22 protein-coding genes are annotated in these 21,677 nt (G+C 44.6%); 14 read left to right on the forward strand and 8 right to left on the reverse strand.

Annotated features, from left to right (window positions below; translation table 11 throughout):
* Positions 1-346 precede the first annotated feature (346 nt).
* From OCV57_RS09585 to OCV57_RS09595, 3 genes are all read left to right on the forward strand, one after another.
* Positions 347-1,345, forward strand: a complete 999-nt coding sequence (locus OCV57_RS09585) for an aldolase catalytic domain-containing protein (protein ID WP_267301342.1) — start codon at positions 347-349, stop codon at positions 1,343-1,345.
* Positions 1,346-1,545: 200 nt separating this feature from the next.
* Positions 1,546-2,106 (forward strand): RNA polymerase sigma factor, encoded by a 561-nt coding sequence (locus OCV57_RS09590; protein ID WP_117863449.1) that lies wholly within the window; start codon positions 1,546-1,548, stop codon positions 2,104-2,106.
* The gene (locus tag OCV57_RS09595) at positions 2,103-3,575 is read left to right on the forward strand and encodes a hypothetical protein (RefSeq protein ID WP_267301344.1); all 1,473 of its coding nucleotides are present in this window, start codon (positions 2,103-2,105) and stop codon (positions 3,573-3,575) included. The genes OCV57_RS09590 and OCV57_RS09595 overlap by 4 nt, the downstream gene beginning before the upstream one ends.
* 79 nt (positions 3,576-3,654) lie before the next feature.
* On the opposite strand, the gene OCV57_RS09600 is transcribed toward OCV57_RS09595, so the two are convergent.
* Complete coding sequence (locus OCV57_RS09600) at positions 3,655-4,203, reverse strand: hypothetical protein (RefSeq protein WP_195388283.1); 549 nt, start codon at positions 4,201-4,203, stop codon at positions 3,655-3,657.
* A gap of 137 nt (positions 4,204-4,340) precedes the next feature.
* On the opposite strand from OCV57_RS09600, the gene OCV57_RS09605 reads away from it, so the two are divergent.
* The 5 genes from OCV57_RS09605 to OCV57_RS09625 all read left to right on the forward strand — a co-directional run bounded on the left by OCV57_RS09605 (position 4,341) and on the right by OCV57_RS09625 (position 7,185).
* Entirely contained in the window at positions 4,341-4,535 is a 195-nt protein-coding gene (locus tag OCV57_RS09605; RefSeq protein ID WP_267301345.1) for a hypothetical protein, read from the forward strand.
* A 65-nt stretch (positions 4,536-4,600) separates the two neighbouring features.
* Positions 4,601-5,332 (forward strand): elongation factor P 5-aminopentanone reductase, encoded by a 732-nt coding sequence (ymfI, locus tag OCV57_RS09610; RefSeq protein WP_267301346.1) that lies wholly within the window; start codon positions 4,601-4,603, stop codon positions 5,330-5,332.
* A 455-nt stretch (positions 5,333-5,787) separates the two neighbouring features.
* Entirely contained in the window at positions 5,788-6,363 is a 576-nt protein-coding gene (locus tag OCV57_RS09615) for a M15 family metallopeptidase (protein ID WP_267301347.1), read from the forward strand.
* Between the two features lie 113 nt (positions 6,364-6,476).
* A complete protein-coding gene (locus OCV57_RS09620; protein WP_022287719.1) occupies positions 6,477-6,629 on the forward strand; it encodes a hypothetical protein in 153 nt (50 codons plus the stop codon).
* Between the two features lie 184 nt (positions 6,630-6,813).
* On the forward strand, positions 6,814-7,185 hold the full coding sequence (locus tag OCV57_RS09625; RefSeq protein WP_022287718.1) for a metal-dependent transcriptional regulator: 372 nt from the start codon (positions 6,814-6,816) through the stop codon (positions 7,183-7,185).
* An 87-nt stretch (positions 7,186-7,272) separates the two neighbouring features.
* Here the strand turns inward: OCV57_RS09625 and dnaJ are convergent, their stop codons facing one another.
* From dnaJ to OCV57_RS09655, 6 genes are all read right to left on the reverse strand, one after another.
* Positions 7,273-8,424 (reverse strand): molecular chaperone DnaJ, encoded by a 1,152-nt coding sequence (gene dnaJ / locus OCV57_RS09630; protein WP_267301349.1) that lies wholly within the window; start codon positions 8,422-8,424, stop codon positions 7,273-7,275.
* 157 nt (positions 8,425-8,581) lie between these two features.
* Positions 8,582-10,456 carry a molecular chaperone DnaK gene (dnaK, locus tag OCV57_RS09635; RefSeq protein ID WP_117956727.1) on the reverse strand — a complete coding sequence of 625 codons (1,875 nt, stop codon included), beginning with the start codon at positions 10,454-10,456 and terminating at the stop codon, positions 8,582-8,584.
* Between the two features lie 63 nt (positions 10,457-10,519).
* Positions 10,520-11,092 (reverse strand): nucleotide exchange factor GrpE, encoded by a 573-nt coding sequence (gene grpE, locus OCV57_RS09640; RefSeq protein WP_022287715.1) that lies wholly within the window; start codon positions 11,090-11,092, stop codon positions 10,520-10,522.
* 22 nt (positions 11,093-11,114) lie between these two features.
* Positions 11,115-12,143, reverse strand: coding sequence for a heat-inducible transcriptional repressor HrcA (gene hrcA / locus OCV57_RS09645; protein WP_022287714.1), 1,029 nt, complete (start codon positions 12,141-12,143; stop codon positions 11,115-11,117).
* Positions 12,144-12,395: 252 nt separating this feature from the next.
* Positions 12,396-13,160 carry a hypothetical protein gene (locus OCV57_RS09650; RefSeq protein WP_267301351.1) on the reverse strand — a complete coding sequence of 255 codons (765 nt, stop codon included), beginning with the start codon at positions 13,158-13,160 and terminating at the stop codon, positions 12,396-12,398.
* A gap of 29 nt (positions 13,161-13,189) precedes the next feature.
* Positions 13,190-14,014 carry a hypothetical protein gene (locus tag OCV57_RS09655; RefSeq protein WP_267301353.1) on the reverse strand — a complete coding sequence of 275 codons (825 nt, stop codon included), beginning with the start codon at positions 14,012-14,014 and terminating at the stop codon, positions 13,190-13,192.
* A gap of 222 nt (positions 14,015-14,236) precedes the next feature.
* Here OCV57_RS09655 and sfsA point away from each other — a divergent pair, with 222 nt between their 5' ends.
* The 6 genes from sfsA (at position 14,237) to OCV57_RS09685 (ending at position 20,661) form a co-directional block, all read left to right on the forward strand.
* Positions 14,237-14,923 carry a DNA/RNA nuclease SfsA gene (gene sfsA / locus OCV57_RS09660; RefSeq protein ID WP_256320321.1) on the forward strand — a complete coding sequence of 229 codons (687 nt, stop codon included), beginning with the start codon at positions 14,237-14,239 and terminating at the stop codon, positions 14,921-14,923.
* 59 nt (positions 14,924-14,982) lie between these two features.
* A complete protein-coding gene (spoIIP, locus tag OCV57_RS09665; protein ID WP_256320320.1) occupies positions 14,983-16,146 on the forward strand; it encodes a stage II sporulation protein P in 1,164 nt (387 codons plus the stop codon).
* 172 nt (positions 16,147-16,318) lie between these two features.
* Complete coding sequence (locus OCV57_RS09670) at positions 16,319-17,713, forward strand: C40 family peptidase (RefSeq protein WP_267301354.1); 1,395 nt, start codon at positions 16,319-16,321, stop codon at positions 17,711-17,713.
* 216 nt (positions 17,714-17,929) lie between these two features.
* Positions 17,930-18,196 (forward strand): hypothetical protein, encoded by a 267-nt coding sequence (locus tag OCV57_RS09675; protein WP_022287708.1) that lies wholly within the window; start codon positions 17,930-17,932, stop codon positions 18,194-18,196.
* A gap of 430 nt (positions 18,197-18,626) precedes the next feature.
* Positions 18,627-19,304 (forward strand): response regulator transcription factor, encoded by a 678-nt coding sequence (locus OCV57_RS09680; RefSeq protein WP_022287707.1) that lies wholly within the window; start codon positions 18,627-18,629, stop codon positions 19,302-19,304.
* 25 nt (positions 19,305-19,329) lie between these two features.
* A complete protein-coding gene (locus OCV57_RS09685; RefSeq protein WP_242843697.1) occupies positions 19,330-20,661 on the forward strand; it encodes a sensor histidine kinase in 1,332 nt (443 codons plus the stop codon).
* Between the two features lie 116 nt (positions 20,662-20,777).
* On the opposite strand, the gene OCV57_RS09690 is transcribed toward OCV57_RS09685, so the two are convergent.
* A complete protein-coding gene (locus OCV57_RS09690) occupies positions 20,778-21,629 on the reverse strand; it encodes a putative manganese transporter (RefSeq protein ID WP_022287705.1) in 852 nt (283 codons plus the stop codon).
* Positions 21,630-21,677: the final 48 nt, after the last annotated feature.

A 21,677-nucleotide genomic window follows, 5' to 3' on the forward strand; every position in this document is an offset into this window, starting at 1 on the left:
TTTGTTGTTTCGTTTCATTTGTTCTGCTGTACTAACTGTATTATCTGTTGTAGTACACTTAGAGTATACAACTATAAGTCTGATTTGTCAAGGAGCGTGGATATTTTTCAGCACTTATCACAATACTGCGTCGTTTTGATAGTTGGAAATGTACAAAAGTTCAGGCTTGAGGGAGGGAAATATTATCAAAATGTAAAAAATGTGTTTAAAGGGCTTTGGGACTATTGACAGGGATGAAAAATAGTGCTATACTTTAATACATAAAAGCTTAAAAGCATAAAACCTTTAAAGCGATGAATTTATACAGACATGGTAAGGGTCTGTTTTGGGAAAGGAAGTAATCACAATGGCAAATCAGGCAAAGACAATAAATCAGAAAGGTGACCTTATGTCATACCGTCCTGATATAAAGCTTCTGGACGCAACTATCCGTGACGGAGGTCTTGTAAATAATTTTGGATTTTCAGACGAGTTTGTAAAAGAACTCTATAAAACTAACATAAAATCAGGCGTTGAATACATGGAGTTCGGCTACAAGGCTTCTAAGGAGCTTTTTGACGTTAAGGAGTTCGGTAAGTGGAAGTTCTGTGATGAGGAGGATATCAGAGCTATCGTTGGTGAGAATGACAGTCCGCTGAAACTTTCTGTTATGGCTGACGTTGGCAGATGTGATTTCAAGAAAGATATCCTGCCAAAGAGCGAGAGCGTTATCGACATGATAAGAATCGCAACATATACTCATCAGATGCCTGGTGCGCTGGAGATGATAAACTACTGTCATGATATGGGCTATGAAACTACTATCAACATCATGGCTGTTTCTGCGAGCCGTGAGGACGATATCGCACAGGCTCTTGACCTTGTGGCAAAAAGCCCTGTTGACGTTATCTATCTTGTTGACAGCTACGGCTCACTTTTCCCAGAGCAGGTGAGAAGACTTACTGCGCAGTATTGCGAGGTGGCTGAGGCTAGTGGCAAAAAGGTGGGCGTTCATATGCACAACAATCAGCAGCTCGCTTTTGCAAACACTATCGAGAGCATTTCTCACGGCGCAAGCTTTGCGGACGCTACTATGAGCGGAATGGGCAGAGGTGCAGGAAACTGCTTCATGGAGCAGATGCTCAGCTTCCTGAGAAACCCTAACTACAAGCTTACTCCTACACTGAAATTTGTTGAAAAGTACGTTGCTGAGGAGAGGGCAAAGGGTTCACAGTGGGGCTATGACGTGCCTTATATGCTCACAGGTGCGCTCAATCGCCACCCTCGTGCGGCTATCTCATTTCTGAAGGATAACAGAACAGATTACAACGAATTGTATATGGATCTTCTTAACGAGTTGTCATAAAATCATTCTTCGTATAAACGGCGTTTCCATAGTGATGTGGGACGTCGTTTTTGTGTTGCATAATTTTTTATCATATGTTATAATTATTTTATGTTTTCATAAAACCTTTTGGCGGATAACTCGTCATTATAAATGAAAGGACTTTCAATGAAGTTAGGCGTGCCTTGTGAGGTGTTGCTTAAATGTAAGGGGGCGGAAAAATGGAGGACAGCAGGATAATTGAGCTTTATGAAAGCAGAGATCAGCAGGCTATTTCACAATCGGATATAAAATACGGCGGATACTGTTATTCTGTGGGCTACAATATTCTTGGAGTCAGGGAGGACACGGAGGAGTGCGTGAACGAAACTTGGCTCAGGGCATGGAACTCCATTCCTCCACAGAAACCCAGAATGCTGTCGGCATTTTTCGGGCGGATAACAAGAAATATCGCATTTGACAGATATCGTGCGTCAAAGGCCGCAAAGCGTGGAAAAGGTGAGATAGCGGCGGTCTTGGAGGAGCTTGACGAGTGCATACCTGACAATGACACCACCGAGAGTCTTTGCGACGGCAGACATCTTGAGGGGCTTATAAACGAATTTCTTGGCGAGTTGCAGGAGAGAGACAGAAATATATTTCTCCAGCGATATTGGTTTGCAACGCCTATAAAAGAGATATCAAAAAAGTATGCTATGAACCTGAACACAGTTAAGGCGAGCCTTTTCAGAAGCAGAAATAAGTTAAAGGCTTTGCTTGAAAAGGAGGGAGTTCTTTTATGAAAACAACAGGAGAGGATATTTCAAAGGCTTTGGAAAATGCTGACGAGCATTACATTGAAGAATGCAGACAGAGCGGCAGCGGCATAAAGATAAAAACCATATGGACAAAGTGGGCGGCTGTGGCGGCCTGCGGTGTTATCGCTGCGGCGACGGGTGTTATGATGTTTGCAGGCAGGTCGGATAAAGATATAAAGGCAAAGGCTTCGGCTGACCAGCAGATGGCAGACGAGGAAGCAACAGTGTCATATAGAGTTCCTTGGGACGAATATGCAATGAATGCAAAATATGAGACGTTTGAATATAACGATGTGGAATATGTTTCAATGGGACATGTTGATAAGTCTTTTCTTGACAGCAAGCTCACCACCATGACTCTTGAAACGGAAAACTATGAGACAAACAAAAAGGAAACAACAAAAGCGGATATTTATTCAATAAAGGACTTGTCACCAAGCGTTTATCTGGCGGTGGTCTTTGATGACGGCTCTGTGGCGTGGTATGATGATTGGAAATACTCACCTGATTGCAAGACCGATATGACCCTTGATGACATAATAAATGACGTAAGTCTTGAAAAAACGGCTCGTGTGGACTATGCTTACAATGACGCAGGAATGGGCAGGCTCAGAAAGTATACTAATACCGACATCTCAAAGCTGCTTGACCTGTTAAAGGACGATAATGGTTCATACAATGCGGTCTATGAGGGAGACGCTTATGAGAGCGACCCTGATATTAATTTGTCGGTAACAAATGATGATGAATATTACATTGAGGGCGGAATAACAATAAGCTTCTATGTAGAAAGACTTGACGTCAACGGTACGGCTTATTTTACTGCTAACGGAGATCTGTATGTTCAGCTTTTTGCAGGAGATATATTAAAATTTGATATAGGCGGTGAAAAGGCAGAAAAGCTTGAAAACTGGCTCAATGAGAACTGCGAATACACTGACGAAAAGAAAAACGCTGAGGTCGCTGACGATGTTGACCCTAGTGAGAAAGCAGTGACTTCTGTCGCCAAGGACGATTCTGATATGGCCGACGAAGTTGATATTGGATATATCGACTATTTTGAGGACGTTGGGGACAATACCTTTACAACAAAGGACGGCAGGCTCACGGCGAAATACTCCTATGAGGTAAGCGGAGGCGAGTTCATAAGCCATATTACCTACACAAACAACTGGGACAAAGACATGGTGCTTGACTTCACGACTGACCAGTATATCACCACAGAGGACAGTAAGGGCAATTCCACGAGCTATGGCGAAAGCGGCGACAGAAACACCATGAACACTTTGCTCAAAGCCGGAGAGAGCTACACGTATGACTATAAGACGGATATTGGTGCCGACTATGTGAAAGGCACGGCAAAGATAACGCTTATCGCAAACACTGCAAGCGATAAAAACTGCAATGGAGTAAACTATGTGACGCTAAAAGATATAGAGATAGATTTTCAGTAATGAAATAGTTTAATGTGTAGAGTTTTTTCGATAAAAAGATAAAAGCCTGTCGTATCGGACTGATACGGCAGGCTTGATTTTATTTGTGCTTGTAGACCACACGCTCTTTTACGTCTATCTGCTTGTAGGATATTTTGAAGCCTATCCATGTGGCAAATGGATAGAGTAGTGGGAATATGGCGGTCATGATGAAAACAAATGGGGACATATTTTTCACGTCGGCAGAGTGGGCAGCCCAATCTATAAGAGGATAGAAGCAGGCGTCGAGAAGCTTATAGGCAGGCATGAAGTTGAACGAGCCGCTGAATTTTGATATCATCAGCAGTATCATTGTTATGTAGCATGGTATGCTTGCAATAAGACCAAGTGTGAAGCCATAGTTAGGGCAATCCTTTTCACCGTGGAATGTGACCTTATTTCTGGCTTCCTCTCCCTGTTTCAGACCAAAGTCAGCCATAAGGCAGACCACTGTGAGAAGTCCTGTAAGACCGAAAATTATATTTGCCAATGCACCGAAAGGCTTTGCAACTGCGATAAAAAAGAGAAATACGAAAATTCCGAAGAACTCTGTTTCTACCCATTTCAGCAGTGCGGTGAGTATAGCTTTTTGTTTGTTGTATTTTTCCATTTTAATACTCCCGATAAAAATAGTATAAGATGATTATACCACGTTATCGTGATATTTTCAACTGTTATGCAGATTTTTCATCTGATAATCACAAAAGCTTCGGGCAGGATAATAACATAAAAAGGAGAGTGATAGCCATGAAAAAGCGTGACAAGAGCCGTTTCCCGCAGGCTTCAGACGGCACAAAGGTATACAAGCCCCATGACGTTATCTCGGCAGGTCAGGAATATGTTGTGACGGACAATTACACTGCGCAAAACGGCAGAGTATACAATCGTCAGGAGCAGAATGCAGGCTGGGCGAGAAAATGGGTAGACGAGAACGAAAAGTAGCCGTTGAAAAACCTCCGCAGGTGTGATATAATTACAGTATATCATGATCTGCGGGGGGTATTTTTATGAAAAAGACAGCATTGGTAACAGGTGGCTCTGGTGGGATAGGCTCGGAGATATGCAGGGTGCTTGCTGAGGGCGGCTGGCAAGTGGCTGTATGCTACAAGAATGGCAGGGCGCCGGCGGAAGCTTTGGTATCTGAGCTTAAAGAGCGTGGCTTATGTGCAGAGGTTTTTTACTGCGACATTGGCGACAAGGACAGTATAGATAAATGCGTTGCGGAAGTCAGGGACAGTTTGGGCTTTGTTACGCTTCTTGTAAACAACGCAGGAACAGCGGATATAGAGCTTTTTACTGACATGACTGACGAGAAGCTATGCGAGATGATGAACGTGAATCTGCTTGGTGCAATGCGTATGAGCAGGGCGGTGCTTCCTGAGATGATAAGGGAACACAGTGGAAATGTGATAAATATAACCTCAGTATGGGGCGAAAAGGGAGCTTCCTGCGAGGTTGCATACTCGGCGGCAAAGGCTGGGCTTATAGGATTTACGAAGGCGTTGGCGAGGGAAGTTGCCATAAGCGGTATAAGGGTGAACTGCGTATCCTGCGGAATGATAGACACGAAAATGAACGGCGAGCTGAAGGAGGAAGATGTTCGTGTGATAGTTGATGACATACCGGCAGGCAGGATAGGCAAGCCGAGAGATGTGGCGAATGTTGTGCGTTTTCTCAGTGGAGAGGGAGCAGATTACATTCACGGGCAGGTCGTCAGAGTGGACGGGTGCTGGATATAGGTCACTCGCCGTGACGGGCATTTTACGCTGCAATTTGTGATATGATGTAATTTTGCACCGCTTTTTGAAATGTGTAGGTGAGCGATGCCGTGGTTGCCATATCCTTGATGCCAAATTATTTTGGGGTGACATTGTGTGATATTTTTCAACAATTCAACGGGCGAGAAATATCGGGCTGTCGCATTTCGGTGAAACCGAAATTGAGCCAGGCCCCTACAATGCTGAATTTTTACAAGTTCTGAGAACGGGCGACCTCAGGTCGCCCCTACAGATCATTCGGGCAAGTTTGTTGTGCCGCAAAGTCGCTTTGCTTGGTGCTTGTGCACAACTTTGGTCAGCTATGCTAATTCCTCATTCCTCACTCCTCATTCCTCATTCAGTGTGTATACTCTCCACACACATCTGCATATACTAAGTTAAAACATTTCTCCCCATCAGGACAAGGAGGTCAGTATATGGATTATCTTATGCTTGTGGATAAATTCAATCCCATAGATATGGGATTTTACGATCGTGTGGAGTTGACAGAGGTGAACGGCAAGTTTATGGAATCTCAGGCAGGAAACAGGCTCAGGCTTCTGCTCAAAAAGGCGGAAGCTGACGGCATAAAGCTGAAAATTATTTCTGCCTATCGCTCTTTTGAATATCAGCAGATGCTTTGGGAGCGTGAAGTATCTCACGAAATGTGGGGCGGTCTGAGTTATGAAAAGGCTGTGGAAAAGGTGGGCAGAACTCTCGCTCTCCCCGGGTCAAGCGAACACAACACCGGGCTTGCTGTGGATCTCGGCAGAGAGGGTGACAATGATGTGAGCAACGATTTTTACAAGACGCCTGAATCTCGGTGGCTTTGTGCAAATGCCGCAGATTTCGGCTTTATCCTCCGCTATCCTCGCCTTAAAGAGCAGATGACCGGCATTGATTTTGAGCCGTGGCATTATCGTTATGTGGGCGTTGAAGCCGCTCGTATCATTGCCGCAGGCGGGCTTTGCCTTGAGGAATTTCTGCACTTTTACTCGGAAAAATATATCTGAAAATCCTGTGAAAATAATTGACAGAAAGAGCATTGTGTAGTATAATTATAACAAAGCTATGAGCGATAGCCGCAAGTTTTTGTATGCTATTGCGAAAGAAAGGAAGTTTTGTTATGTCAAACTATTCAAGAAAAAAGTCGTTCTGGACTTTAATGGGTGCGATGATACTTGTTGTTGCGTCAACTGCGCTTTTTGTATACAAATATTTTGAGGATAAGGAGCATGCCGAAAAGTGGAAAGACTATGAGGAGTGCGGTATACAGTAAATAACAGACAGCTTTAAAGGCACTGCTTTTTGTGAGCAGTGCCTTTGTATATCAACACAATTCATTGATGTAAAGTTTATCGAAATCGCTGAAAAAGCGTGCTTGCACTTGAAATGCGGTTTGAAATGTGATATAATAGTCGTAATGACCTGATGACAAACTTGTTCTAGGGAGGGACGTTATAATGCAGATAAGAGAATCAGCTGAAAATTATCTTGAAACGATACTTATTCTCAGTCAGCGCAAGGGCAAAGGCGAGGTAAGAAGCATAGATATAGTAAACGAACTTGAGTTTTCAAAGCCGAGCGTAAGTGTGGCAATGAAAAATCTCCGTGAGAACGGCTATATAACTGTTGACAAGGACGGTTATATTCGTTTGACAGACAAGGGCTTGGAGATAGCCGAGAAAATGTATGAGCGTCATACGTTGCTTTCACAGTGGCTCATAAAGCTTGGTGTTGACGAGAAAGTTGCAGTAGAGGACGCTTGCCGTATGGAACACGTTATCAGTGCGGAGTCCTTTGCGGCTATCAAAAAGCACACAGGTATGGCTTGATAAGATGATAATTGCCGTGGGTCTTCTTGCGGCATTTTTTATTGCAAACAAAAAAGGAGAACAGCTTGTGCCGTTCTCCTTTTTCTGTTATTTGAATTTGTCTTTGAGCTTGTCAAAGAATGTTTTGCGCTTTGCGTAGTTCTTTTCACCGAGGGACTTTTCGTAGTCACGGAGCTTTTCTTTCTGCTCTTTGGTCAGATTGCGTGGAACTTCAACTGTTACACGAACGTAGTGGTCGCCGTGGTCGTTTCTGTTTACCTTCTTTATGCCCTTGCCTCTCAGGCGGAACACTGTGCCTGTCTGTGTACCCTCTGGCACTGTGTATTTTACCTTGCCGTCAACTGTAGGAACTGTTATCTCGTCACCGAGAGTAGCCTGTGCATAAGTAAGCGGTATCTCTGTCCACACGTCATAGCCGTCACGCTCGAAAATAGGGTCAGGTCGAACTGTAATGTTGATGTGCAGGTCGCCGTTAGGACCTCCGTTTATACCGCAGTTGCCTTCACCGCCTACTCTAAGTGTCTGACCATCGTCGATGCCAGCAGGAACGTTTATCTCCTTTTCAGATACCTTCTTTACTCTGCCTTGACCGTTGCAGGTATGGCAAGGGTTGTCGATTATCTGACCCTTACCGCCACAGCGACTGCAAGTCGTGGTCTGAGCGATGTTTCCGAAAGGCGTTCTCTGTGTTATCCTTAATGTACCAGTGCCGTGGCAGTCAGGACAGGTCTTAGGCGAAGAACCTGCGGCTGCACCTGTGCCGTGACAGTCAGGACATTTTTCGGCTCTGTTTATGCGAAGTTTCACAGTCTTGCCCTTGCAGGCTTCCATGAAGTCAAGAACAACGTTCGCTCTTATATCCTCGCCACGTCTTGGTGCGTTAGGGTTAGCAGAACGTCCGCCACCAAAGCCTCCGCCAAATCCACCGAAAATGGAATCGAAAATATCGCCCATATCGCCAAATCCGCCGAAGCCTCCTGCACCTGCTCCACCGCCTGCACCGTAGTTCGGGTCTACGCCTGCGTGACCGAACTGGTCATATCTTGCTCTTTTATCTTTATCTGAAAGCACCTCATAAGCTTCATTTACTTCCTTGAACTTTTCCTCGCACGCTTTGTCGCCGGGGTGAAGGTCAGGGTGATACTGCTTTGCAAGCTTACGGAATGCCTTTTTTAATTCATCGTCTGTGGCAGTTTTAGAAACGCCAAGCACTTCATAGTAATCTCTTTTTTCAGCCATATAAACGCCCATGCTCTGTAAGCTGCAGATCGTGAAAGTCTTGGGGCATGGGCTTGCCTCCTTTTTGTAAGTATAGTCCTTTCACGCTTTTCACACAGCCTTTTAATACGGCAATAGCCCCTGCTCGGAAAATCGGAGCAGAGGCAGCCGTTATGATTTATTCTGCGTCAGTAAATTCAGCGTCTATAACGTCGTCGCCACCGTTGTTTGAAGCGCCGCCGTTGCTGCCGCCATTTGCTCCGCCCATGTTGTTAGGGTCAAAGCCTGCGGCACCGCCTGCTGCCTGCTGTGCCTGTGCAGCCTGCTGATATACCTTAGTTGCAACGCCCTGGAATGTTTCCTCAAGCTCCTTGTGCTTAGCCTTGATAGCCTCGATATCAGTACCCTTGAGGGCTTCCTTAAGAGCGTCTATCTTAGCCTGACAAGCTGACTTGTCAGCAGCGTCTACCTTGTCGCCGAACTCGCCCAGTGACTTTTCAGCCTGGAAGCAAAGCTGGTCAGCAGCGTTTCTTGCGTCAACGTCCTCTTTCTTCTTAGCGTCCTCTGCTGCATATGCCTCAGCTTCCTTGACAGCCTTATCTATATCGTCCTTAGACATATTTGTTGAAGAAGTGATCGTGATGTTCTGCTCCTTGCCTGTGCCAAGATCCTTAGCGGAAACGTGTACGATACCGTTAGCGTCGATATCGAATGTTACCTCGATCTGTGGAACGCCTCTTGGAGCAGGAGCGATTCCGTCAAGTCTGAACATACCGAGCTGTTTGTTGTCCTTTGCGAACTCACGCTCACCCTGAAGTACGTTGATATCAACGGCTGACTGATTATCAGCGGCAGTTGAGAATATCTGTGACTTCTTTGTAGGTATAGTTGTGTTTCTCTCGATGATCTTTGTGCAGATACCGCCCATTGTTTCAAGACCAAGTGACAGTGGAGTTACATCGAGGAGGAGCAGACCGTCCTTAACGTCGCCTGCGAGAACGCCGCCCTGATATGCAGCGCCAAGTGCTACGCACTCATCTGGGTTGATGCCCTTAAATGGCTCTTTGCCAAGGAATTTCTTAACAGCTTCCTGAACGGCTGGTATTCTTGAAGAACCGCCGACCATAAGGACTTTCTGAAGCTCGTTAGCTGACAGACCTGAGTCTGAAAGTGCCTGACGAACTGGTCCCATTGTTGACTCAACAAGGTCTGCTGTCATTTCGTTGAACTTAGCCTGTGTAAGTGTCATTTCAAGATGCTTTGGACCTGTAGCGTCTGCTGTGATGAATGGGAGAGAGATAGTTGATGAAGCAGTAGAAGAAAGCTCTATCTTAGCCTTTTCAGCAGCTTCCTTGAGTCTCTGCATTGCCATTTTATCACCTGAGAGGTCAACGCCCTCAGTCTTCTTGAACTCTGCAATCATCCAGTCGATAATTCTCTGGTCGAAGTCGTCGCCGCCCAGGTGGTTGTTACCTGCTGTAGCAAGAACTTCTGTAACACCGTCGCCCATTTCGATGATAGATACATCGAATGTACCGCCGCCCAGGTCGTAAACCATGACCTTCTGATCCTCTTCCTTATCAATACCGTAAGAAAGTGCAGCGGCTGTTGGCTCATTGATGATTCTCTTAACTGTCAGACCTGCGATCTGACCTGCGTCCTTAGTAGCCTGTCTTTGTGCGTCTGTGAAGTAAGCAGGAACTGTGATAACAGCCTCTGTTACCTTTTCGCCCAGATAAGCCTCAGCGTCAGCCTTCAGCTTCTGAAGTATCATAGCTGAAATTTCCTGTGGAGTGTAATCCTTGCCGCCCATGTGAGCCTTGTAGTCAGAGCCCATATGTCTCTTGATAGAAATTACAGTGTTGTCATAGTTTGTAACAGCCTGTCTTTTTGCTACCTGACCGATAAGTCTGTCGCCGTTCTTTGAAACGCCAACTACTGACGGAGTTGTTCTTGCACCCTCGCTGTTAGGGATAACAACGGCTTCGCCGCCCTCCATAACTGCTACACAAGAGTTTGTTGTACCTAAATCTATACCGATGATTTTGCTCATAAGATCAAGTCCTTTCAAAATTTACTTAATTTATATCAAGACCTTAAGTCCCGATGTCTTTGTTTATGGGTTTGCTACTATTACCATTGCGTGTCTTATTACCTTGCCGCCTATGGTGTAGCCGTTTTGAAGCACCTGCGCCACAATATTTTCACCCAGGTCAGGGTCGTCAACTGTGCTGACCGCCGTTGCAACGTTCGGGTCAAATTCCTTGCCCGCAAGCTCCATGACCTCAACGTTGAGTTTTTTCAGAGCGTCGCTGAACTGATTGAAGATCATTTCAACACCCTGTTTATAAACTGCGTCCTGAGTTTCTGTGCCTAACGCTCTTTCAAAGTTATCAAACACCGGCAGGAAGCCGTTTATCACATTTCCCTTTGCTGTGTCTGTAAGCTCCAGTCTTTCCTTTGCGCTTCTTTTTCTAAAGTTATCATATTCAGCCATAAGTCTGAGATACTTGTCATTTGCTTCGGCAAGCTCTTTTTTCAGCTTTTCTGTTTCGCTCTCCTCCGCCTTTTTCTCTGTATCCTCAGTGGCATTTTCTGCGGTATCCGCCGCTTCTTTCACTTCTTCGCTTTCAGCAGAGGTGTTTTCCTCTTTTTCAAGCTCAGTGTCCTTTTCAGTTTCCTTACTCAATTTACGCCGCCTGCCTTTCTTTTTATTCGTTTTCGTCATCTTCTTTGTTTTGCTCTTGTGGCTTTTCGGATATCATTTCCGATATCTTTCCTGTGAAATACTCGAGATATGGGATAAACTTCGCATAGTCGAGCCTCATAGGACCTATAAGCCCCAGCGCACCTGCTGTTTTGCCGTCCTTTGAGAACGGAGCTGTTATAATAGAGGAGTTGTGGATAACAAACCCGTCACGCTCAGGGGAGAACATAACGTGAAGCCCTGAGAACGTTTCGTCAATAAATCCTTTAAGCTCCTTCTGATTATCGAGAAAGCTTATTATCTCATTCTGGTTGAAGTCCTTGCAGGTGAGAAGATTACTCTGACCTTTGATAGACACGCTGCTCATTTCCTTTGTCATCTTCATGATCTCGGAAACAAGCGGTGAAAGGGTCATCATGTACGTTCCCATTGCTTCTGTGAGCTTTTCAAGATAAGCGTCCGAAAGACTGTCAATAGGCACGCCGTTGAGATTTTCCTTTACGAAGTTATCAAAAAACTCAAGCTGATCCTGACTGAGGTCGAACTCCAATCGGCAAACCTTATTCTTAATAGAGCCGTTGGACGTTATCATCAAAATAACGTACATTCTCTTTCCTGTAGGTATTACCTCTACCTTTGAGATAAGCGAGAACTTTGGCGTTGCGTTTGCGACCACTGCCGCACATTTCGTAAGATCCGCCAATGCCATTGAAGCCTTGTTCACAAGGTCTTCCTCTGTGACATATTCCTGCGGTATCATTGAATCCAGCATCTTCTTTTCATTTGCTGTAAGCTGGTTTTGCTCCATGAGCTGGTCAACATAAAGCCTGTAGCCTTTATATGTTGGTATTCTGCCTGCGGAGGTGTGTGGCTGTTCGAGATAGCCTTGCTTCTCAAGCTCTGCCATTTCATTTCTTATGGTCGCTGAGGACGCTTTGACGTGAGCCATTATCGCCTTTGAGCCTACAGGCTCGCCTGTTACGATATATTCATTGACTACCGCTGAAAGTATTTTCAGCTTGCGGTCGTCCATTTGCTCACCACCCGTTCTTCTTGTTAGCACTTATTGTATTTAAGTGTTAGCACTCTTTCTTCTCGAGTGCTAAGTATAGTTTATACCCTTTTGACGATTTTGTCAAGGGGTTTAAGACTATTTTTCTCACAAATTTCAAAAATATTTGAACTTCTTTTCCGTCATATTGCACAACGCTTTGCTGAAAATGCAAAAAAAGCGGGCAGACCGCAGTGGTCTGTCCGCCCGATGTTGGAAAAAGATCAGATAAAATTATTCTTTTGTATAAGCAGAAAGATCAGGAACAGCAAGCAGGCTGTCGTCTGCTTCGTCCATGGAATCTACAGTGAAATAAACTGCACTTGATTCGTCAGCACCCTCTGGGAGCAGAACTACCTGCTTAAGGTCATATGTAGCGCCGTCAAAGCCGTAAACTATCTGACCCTCACCGCCTGAAACACTGCTGTCGAGGTTATAATACTCGTGAACGACGTTTGTTGTTTCGTCAATATATGCGTGGTCGAAATCGAGGGTCGCACCGAAAAGAATGTCGGCTGACTTCCACTGATTTCCGTCGTTGTCCTCAATGCTGTAGGTAGTCGTGCCTTCTGAAACGTTGTAAAGCTTTCCGTCGCCAGGGCAAACTGTGTATGACTTCATGCCCTGAACTGTGAGTGCCTGATAAGCCTTGCCGTCCTTTATGCAGATAGTATACTTTGTGCCGTTGTTTGACATCTGACCTGTAAGGTTAGCAAGATAGTTGCCCTCATACTTGTCTTTCATCTGCTCGAAAGCTCTGAAATCGCCGTCAACGTCATAATCTGTCGTGCCTGCGTTTGTGGAAGTGCTGTCAGCTGTGCTTTCGTCAGCTGTGCTTTCGTCTTCTGTGCTTTCAGCAGGAGCGGTAGATTCTGCGGCAGCCGTTGTTGTAGTAGTTGTTTCAGCCTTTGAAGAGCTTGCAGTATAGCTCCCAGTGCAGCCTGCCATTGCTGTACACATTGCCAAAGCTGCAATAATAGTTACCATTTTCTTGTTCATAATATTTTGCCTCCGAAAAATGACAAGGATTACTCGGCTGACTCAGCGCCTGACTCAACATCGAGTTCAGCGTCATAAGGGATATCGTCAGTGCTCATATCGAAAGACTGCTCTGTCCAACTGTCAAAATCGTCAGGGAGCTTGACTTCAACGTTTTCAGTTGTGAATGAGTTTACTGTAACAGTAGTCGTTGAGCCGTCAGAGATAGTTTCTATCTTAACAATATCTTTTGTGTCAGCATTGAAGTAATACTTGAATGTTGTTGTGAAAGAATAATCGTCAGAATCGCTTGTGTCGAGAGTTACGCCTGATTCAAGCTCGATATCAGGATCTTCTGTGCTTTCAAAAGTTTCGCAGATAAGACCGTCGTCAGTTGTTTCAGAGCTTATGAACTTGTAGCTGTCGTTAATGCCGTAGCCTATTTCGCTCTTGAAGTCGTCGATAGATTCTTCCATATCAACAGTGTAATACGTTTTTGACTCGCTGTCAAGTGTGTACATAACTCCGTCGATATTATAGATATCCATATCCACGCCCATAAAGTTCATTTTCATGTGCATATTTCCGCCTGCTATCTCAACAACAGCTGATGAATTGTCATATTCGCTTGCCACTGTCATGTCGATAGCAAGGCTCTCGCCCTGTATCTTCTTTGTATACTGCGCTGTGAGAGTATCCTCGAGATTTTTGGCTGTGCCTGCTTCTGAAGCAGTTGACTCGTCAGCGGCTGCGCTTGTTTCTGCCTTTGATGTGCGGTCTGCTTTTGATGAGCTTGAAGAACTGCTGTCAGAACAGCCTGCCATTACTGCGCATGACATTATAAGTGAAACGAGAAGTGCAGTTATTTTTTTCATTATAAATACCTCTTTCTAAAATTTTAATAAATTATTATTGTTATATAACCTATACTCAAAACTATAACATATTTCACAAATAACGTCAATAGATTTTGTGAAATATTTTTCCCTTTTCGTATCGAACTACAAATCAGCAAAGCTAAGAAAGCATGATTTAGGTATTTATAATCAAACATATTTGTGGTATAATGTGAATAGTAAGAATAAAAGGAGCGAATTATGAGATACGATAATATACATAAAGGCAAATTTCTATCAAGACCGAACAGATTTATCGCCAACGTTGAGATAGACGGCAAAGCCGAGGTCTGCCATGTGAAAAATACGGGCAGATGCAAAGAGCTTTTGATTAAGGGGTGTACAGTTTGGCTTGAACATTCAGACAGCGAATCGAGAAAGACCGCTTTTGACCTTGTTGCAGTGGAAAAAGGTGACAGGCTCATAAACATGGACAGCCAAGCCCCGAATAAGGCGATAGGGGAGTGGCTGAGAGAAAAAATGCCTTTTGGCGAGGGCTTCTCGGTCTATCCCGAAAAGAAATACGGCAATTCACGCTTTGATTTTTACTTAGAGTCGCAGGATAGGAAGATCTTCATGGAGGTCAAGGGCTGTACGCTAGAGAAAGACGGCGTTGTGCTTTTCCCTGACGCTCCTACCCTCCGTGGGGTGAAGCATATAGAGGAGCTTTCTCACTGCCTTGATGAGGGGTATGAGTCTTATATAATGATACTCGTTCAGATGAGCGATGTGAAATATTTCACTCCAAATTATGACACTCACCCTGAGTTCGGAGAGGCTTTGGAGAAAGCTTCCCGAAAGGGCGTGAAGATACTATGCTATGACTGCAACGTGACCCATGACTCTATGACAGTGGGCAAGCCTGTTAAGGTGAAGCTGGGCAGGTAATATGACGGCTCGTCCTGCATATACATTATAATACTAAGATGTATATGGGAGTGACAGCATTGGATATAAAGAAAGTCTGCCTGCGTTGTGTTGCAGTTATAATTGTGGCGTTCGTTATGCCCACGGGGATATGGCTTTATGCAAGATCTGCAAGCAGGTTCGGCAGGGTGGCGGCTGTGGCGGCAGGGGTGGCGATGGGAGAATACAAACCTTATTTTTCCGCTGATGATGATAGCAAAGCAACTGTGCAGACCGCATATCCAAGTAAACTTGAAGCGGCGGTGGTATCAAAGCACAGCATATGGGATATGGATATGGCGCCACAGGAGAAGCAAACGCCCTCTGTAAGCGCAGAAGTGCCAAGTCCTTTGCCTGCTCAGGACGTGACGGACAAGATACCATATCCTGCAAGCATGGAGGGGAATGACGGTGTTATAGAAAAATACACCTATGGCAGATATGACGGCGAGCAGTATTTCGACCTTGACGGCGGCGGTCAGGTGAGAAACTGCACTGAGCTTTCAAATGATGAGCTTTATGAGGAAAGCTCAAAGCCGTATGATTTTCAAATAGACGGAAATTCCTCTGAACCGCAGATACTTATTTATCATACCCACGCCACGGAAAGCTTTGAGCCCACAGACAAAGACCACTATGACAGCTCCTTTTCCTGCAAGACCACCGAACCTGAAATGAATATGCTGTCGGTAGGGGACAAGATATGCGAACAGCTTGACAAAGCAGGCGTTGCGTATATCCACGATACACTTGTGCATGATTATCCCAGCTATGACGGCTCTTACGATTCAAGCCGAATGGCGGTAAAGCAGATATTGGAGGAGTACCCCTCTATAAAGGTATGTCTTGACGTTCACCGTGACGGCATAGAGCGTGAGGACGGCACAAGGCTCGCACCTGTGGCGGAGATAGATGGCAGAGAAGCGGCTCAGCTTATGATAATATCAGGGTGTGATGACGGCACTATGGGTATGCCTGACTATATGAAGAATTTTCACTTTGCCTGTGCTTTGCAGTCGGCTTTGGAGAGCGATTGGCAGGGGCTTACACGGCCTGTTCTTTTCGACTATCGCCACTATAATCAGGACTTGACCACCGGCTCGCTTCTTATAGAGGTGGGAAGCCACGGCAATTCTATCACTCAGGCACAGTATACAGGCGAGCTTATAGGAAAGACCTTGGGTAAGATGTTCGGAGGAGAATAGGTGCAATAACGCACAAAATATGTGTGGCGAATTGTCTTAAAATGCCGAAAATACGGCTTTTAGCGGTTGGTTTCTTGACAAGAACGGGGTTTTGCGTTATAATAAAAGGGACTACATAAACGTTACAGCGTGAGAAATATATAATACGCTTATATTTTGGAGAACTGATATTATGAAAAAAATTTACCCCATGAAAAGAATAGCCGCAGGCTGTATGGCTCTGTGCATAGCTTTTGCCGCCTTTGGTTTTTCTGACGGAAGCGTAAGTGATATCGCTTTGGCGGATAACGATACATACAGCAGTCAGCTTGAAGAACTAAAAAAGCAACAGCAGGAGCTTGATAAGCAGATAGCTGACGCTGACAAAAAGCTTGCCGACGAGCAGGACAACCTTGAGGCTATAAAGAAAAAATATAAGTCCATACAGAAAAAGATAGCAAATTCAGAGAAATATTCCTCTGAGCTTGAAGATCAAATGGCAGAGCTTGACGGCAAACAGCTTGACACTCAGCACAGCCTTGACTTGCAGGAAACTGCAATAAACGAGGGCAAGGACGATTTTATGGAGCGTATTCGTGCAATGTATGTTGCAGGAGGAGCAGATTCGTACACGAACGTGCTGATAAATTCATCTGATTTTTATGACATTCTTATGAGGATAGAGCTTGTGACGAGAGTTGCAAAGCACGATAATGACGAGCTTAACGAGCTTTTGGATCAGTATAAAAAGCTTGAAAAGACCAAGGCGGAGCTTGATGAGCAGATAAAACAGCTCAAAGCAAAGGCTGAGGAATATGCCAAGGAGCAGAAAACTTTGGCGGGCGAGCAGGCGGAGCTTCTGAAAATGGAGCAGGAGTCGGGCAAGCTTATCGAGCAGATAAAGAACGATAAGAGCGACCTTGAAAATAAGTCACAGCAGGTGGACAATAAGTATGCGGAGGTGTCCTCAAAGGCGAATACCACCACGACTACGACCACCACCAAGAAAAAGACTACCACCACCAAAAAGAGTGGCAACAGCGGTGAAAAGACCACTACCACGAAGAAGCCGGCTCAGACGGAAAAGCCTGACGAAACTACGGCTCAGACTACCACAACTCCGCAGGAAACAGCTAAGCCAAAGCCTGAAACAAGCAAAAAGACCACTACCACAACAACAGCAGCGCCTGCACCTAAGCCTGATTATTCAAGCAGTTCTAAAATAGACACTGTTGTTTCATATGCCAAAAGCATGGTGGGCGGAGCGTATGTATGGGGCGGTTCACAGTTTGGTGCAACGGATTGTTCGGGTCTTGTGATGCTCTCGTTCGCACAGGTGGGAATAAATCTTCCGCACTATGCGGCTTCGCAGGCTTTATACGGCACTACAGTTTCATATAACAACATGAAGAAGGGCGACGTTATCTTCTTTGGCGGAGCGTCGATCTCGAGCATTTACCACGTTGCTATCTATATCGGCGACGGCAAAATGGTACACGCCCAGAACACTGCCACTGGTATCGTTATTTCAAATGTTGAGTATTTTTCAAGATACAACAACATCACTATAATCAAAAGACTTATATAACGTAAAAACGCAGTCTGCAAAGGCTGCGTTTTTTTATATCTATAATGATTCAACATAAAACGCCACGAAAATTCATATAAAATTACTTAACTGTGAACATTCATTTTCAAACCTATTGACAAAGCTAAGTATTTGTGATATAATTAAATCAAATAAAGATTGTAGGCTTTGATAACAATTGCTGTACAAAACAGCAGTAAGGCAGGGGGAAGAATAATGGATAGTCTGAAAACGTGTTTTTTTGGCGGCTATGATAAGCTTGATACATTAAAATATATCGACACCATAACCAGCGAGATCTATATGCTGGAGTCGGCTATCGAAAAGAAAAAGAACGGTGATAACTTTGTTATCCCCGGAGAAACAGGTCAGCGAAAGCTTAAAGGTTCAGCGCTTGGTGGATTTGCAAAGCCTGATGTGGACAGCTACATCTGTGCGCTTCTTGGAAAGGCGGCTGAGCTTCGTGAAAAGCTTTGCAGCTAACGGCTAATAAAGGCAAAAAATATCCGCAGAGGTCATTTTATATGGCTTCTGCGGTTTTTTTGTCGTATCTAAAAGAGCAATAAAAAAATTAATACCCACTTCCATCGGCTGAAATGAGCATTAATTTTTTATAGAATTATGAAAGGGATTCTTTGGTATTTGGTAAAACCTAAAGACTAGGAAATGTATCAGCGACTTGGGGAATCGCAGAGGGAAAGAAGACAAAAACCTGACTTTAAGTTTTACCAATTACCAAAGCTTTTTTTGTATCTTCTGCTGTGATTATATAATACCAGTTCTGTGTGAACCGAATATGAATTTTCAGGGGATTTCGGAGAGTTTTTTGAAAAAAATAAATGTTAATCACCAGTTCACAATTATAAGCTATAATGTCATTATTGGGGAATTTTTTTACGAGGGAGGATATTTTATGTTTCAGATACTTGTGGTGGAGGACGACGCAAGCCTTAGAAAGCTCATGTCTGCCGCACTTAAACAGCATGGCTATGTGACTTTTCTTGCAAATGACGGTCTGGAGGCTTTGGACGTTCTTGAAAAAACGAATATAGACCTTATAATTTCAGATATAATGATGCCGAATATGGACGGCTATGAGCTTACAAGACAGCTCAGAAAGGCTGATTTCAACTTGCCTATACTTATGGTCACCGCAAAGGAGACCTTCGAGGACAAGCAGGAGGGCTTTTCTGCCGGCACAGACGATTATATGGTAAAGCCTATTGATATAAATGAGATGATACTTCGTGTGGGTGCGCTTTTAAGGCGTTCAAAAATGGCGTCGGAACATTCTCTTACTGTGGGAAACTGCGTGCTTGATTATGACGCTATGAGCGTGGCGGTTGACGGCGGTGCGGCGGAAACTATACCGCAAATGGAGTTCAAGCTGCTATTTAAACTGCTCAGCTACCCTGACAAGATATTCACACGCCGCCAGCTCCTTGACGAGCTGTGGGGAATGGATAAGGACGTTGACGAGCGTACTGTTGACGTTCACGTTAAAAGGCTGAGAGAGCGTTACGGAAGCTGTGAGTCATTCGATATTGTCACGGTTCGTGGACTTGGCTATAAGGCTGTGAAAAAGCAGTGAGGGATAAGCTTGAGGGGTGAGGGGTTTGGATAAGAAAAAGGCCAAAAATAAAACAAGTTTGCAGTTCAAGCTGACTCTTATGTTTTTCTTTGTGATGCTGGTGTCGGCTTCTATATCGGTGTCAGTGCTTGTAATGGTGTGCAGTCCTGTAATGAAAAGCAATGCCGAACAGCAGTTGGTGGAGCTTTCCATGGCAATGGATCAGCTTGAAGAAAAGGGCGGTTTCACTGTGGACGAGATAGTTTCCATTGTGAACAATTCAGCCTATAGTCTGTCAGTGGTGGATAAAAACGATTCAAGAGTACACGACCATTTTGCAGATATCGTGCATAAGGGATATTATGTGTCCTCAGAGGGCGTTGTGCCTAACGCAACTATAATCTCCCAGGTCTATGATAAGTTCGTTATCATAGACAGCTTTTCAAGCGACAGCGTTTACTGGGTAGTAAACCTTGTTGTCATCATAGCTTTTATGGTCTGTATCGTTATCGGTACTATTATAACAGCGTTCATGAGCCGAAGCATTATACAGCCTATACGGGATCTTAGTGCGGCGGCGGCTGAGATAGCAAAGGGCAATTTTAAGGTAAGAGTAAGAGAGCCGTCTGATCCTGAATACAGCATACTTGCGCAGAACTTTAACAAAATGGCTGAGGAGCTTGCAGGTACGGAAACGCTGAGAGGTGACTTTATCTCAAACGTTTCCCACGAGTTCAAAACGCCTCTGGCTTCCATACAGGGCTTTGCAAAGCTTCTGCAATCTGACGATATAACCGAGCAGGAGCGTGAGGAATACACGCAGATAATAATCGACGAAACATCACGGCTTTCAAAGCTTTCGTCAAATATTTTGAGGCTCACAAAGCTTGAAAATCAGAAAACAGTGGGCAAAAAGACAAGATTTTCTCTTGACGAGCAGATAAGAAAAATACTTCTTGTGCTTGAACCTGAGTGGTCGAAGAAAAAAATCGACCTTGATATCGACCTTGAGGATATCATGTATGTGGGCAGTGAGGAGCTTATGGCGCAGATATGGCAGAATATCATCAACAACGCTATCAAGTTCACCCCGGAGGGCGGAAAGATAAGCGTGAAGCTTTTCCGCAACGAGAAGAATATTTCGGCGGAGATATGGGACAACGGTCCGTCTATAGCCCCTGACGTAAAGGCGAAGATATTTGATAAGTTCTATCAGGGCGACCGCTCCCGTGCAACAGAGGGCAACGGTCTTGGACTGGCACTTGTAAAAAGGATAATCGAGCTTTCCGAGGGAAGCATAGAGGTAGAAAACGATATGAAAAAAGGCGGCGTTTGCTTCCGCATAAGCCTGCCTTATCTTATTGAGGATATGATGTAGTGTAGGGGCAACCTTGGGTCGCCCGCCTATCACAGCCCATTATACATACGAAGAATTTTTGCAAACAAAAAGGAGCAGTTCATTGCGAATTGCTCCTTTTATCTGTCTATCATATTTTAGAACAGACTTGCCACAAAGCCTGCTGCCACACCGAAAACATAAAGTATTCCCATTATGGCGAAATTCTCTTTCATGTTGTGCTTGTTGGTCTTGAAAAGCACCAGAAGTCCCACTCCTGCTCCTGTGCAAAGTCCTGCGATAAGCGAGCCGAAGCTCACAACGCCCTCGATATAAAGCTGAGTGAGAACAACAGAAGCCGCACAGTTCGGGATAAAGCCTATTATGCCTGCAATGAACGGCTGAACTATGCTGTCAGACATAAGCAGGGTCTTTACTGTGTCCTCTCCTGCAAACTCCATTACCGCACCGAGAATAAGGTTTACCGCAAATATAAAAAGTATTATGCTTACAGTGTGGTGAAGTGCCGAGTGCAAAATACTGTGGTGTTCGCAGTCGCAGTCCTCGCATATCTCTTTGAAAGGCTCTTCGTCCTGCTTTTTGCCCATAAGCTTTAAGATAAGGTCAACAAGCACACCTGCTATTATAGCCACAGCTACCTTTATAAGAATAAGCTGCCAAAGCTTGCCGGCAAATGCAGGGTTTGCTATCATCATTGGTATTGCCTCGTCGCTTGTGGCAAGGTATACCGAAATGAGAGTTCCCATTGTGATCAGCCTGCCTGAGTAAAGATTGGAAGCCACAACGGAAAATCCGCACTGCGGCACTGCTCCAAGTATGCTTCCTCCTATCGCACCAAAAGGTCCCATTTTTCTAAGAGCCTTTCCAAGCTTGTCGGCAGAACGATGCTCTATATACTCTATAAGCAGATAAACACCGAACAGAAAAGGCAGGATCTTAAGGCTGTCTATTAATGCGTCAAGAAAAACGTCAACTAAAGTTTCAAACATATATCTATCTCCTGTAAAATATCCATTAAAACGATCTCTGTATCAACT

The organism is Hominimerdicola aceti (assembly GCF_025567495.1).
Classification (GTDB): Bacteria; Bacillota; Clostridia; order Oscillospirales; family Ruminococcaceae; genus Hominimerdicola; species Hominimerdicola aceti.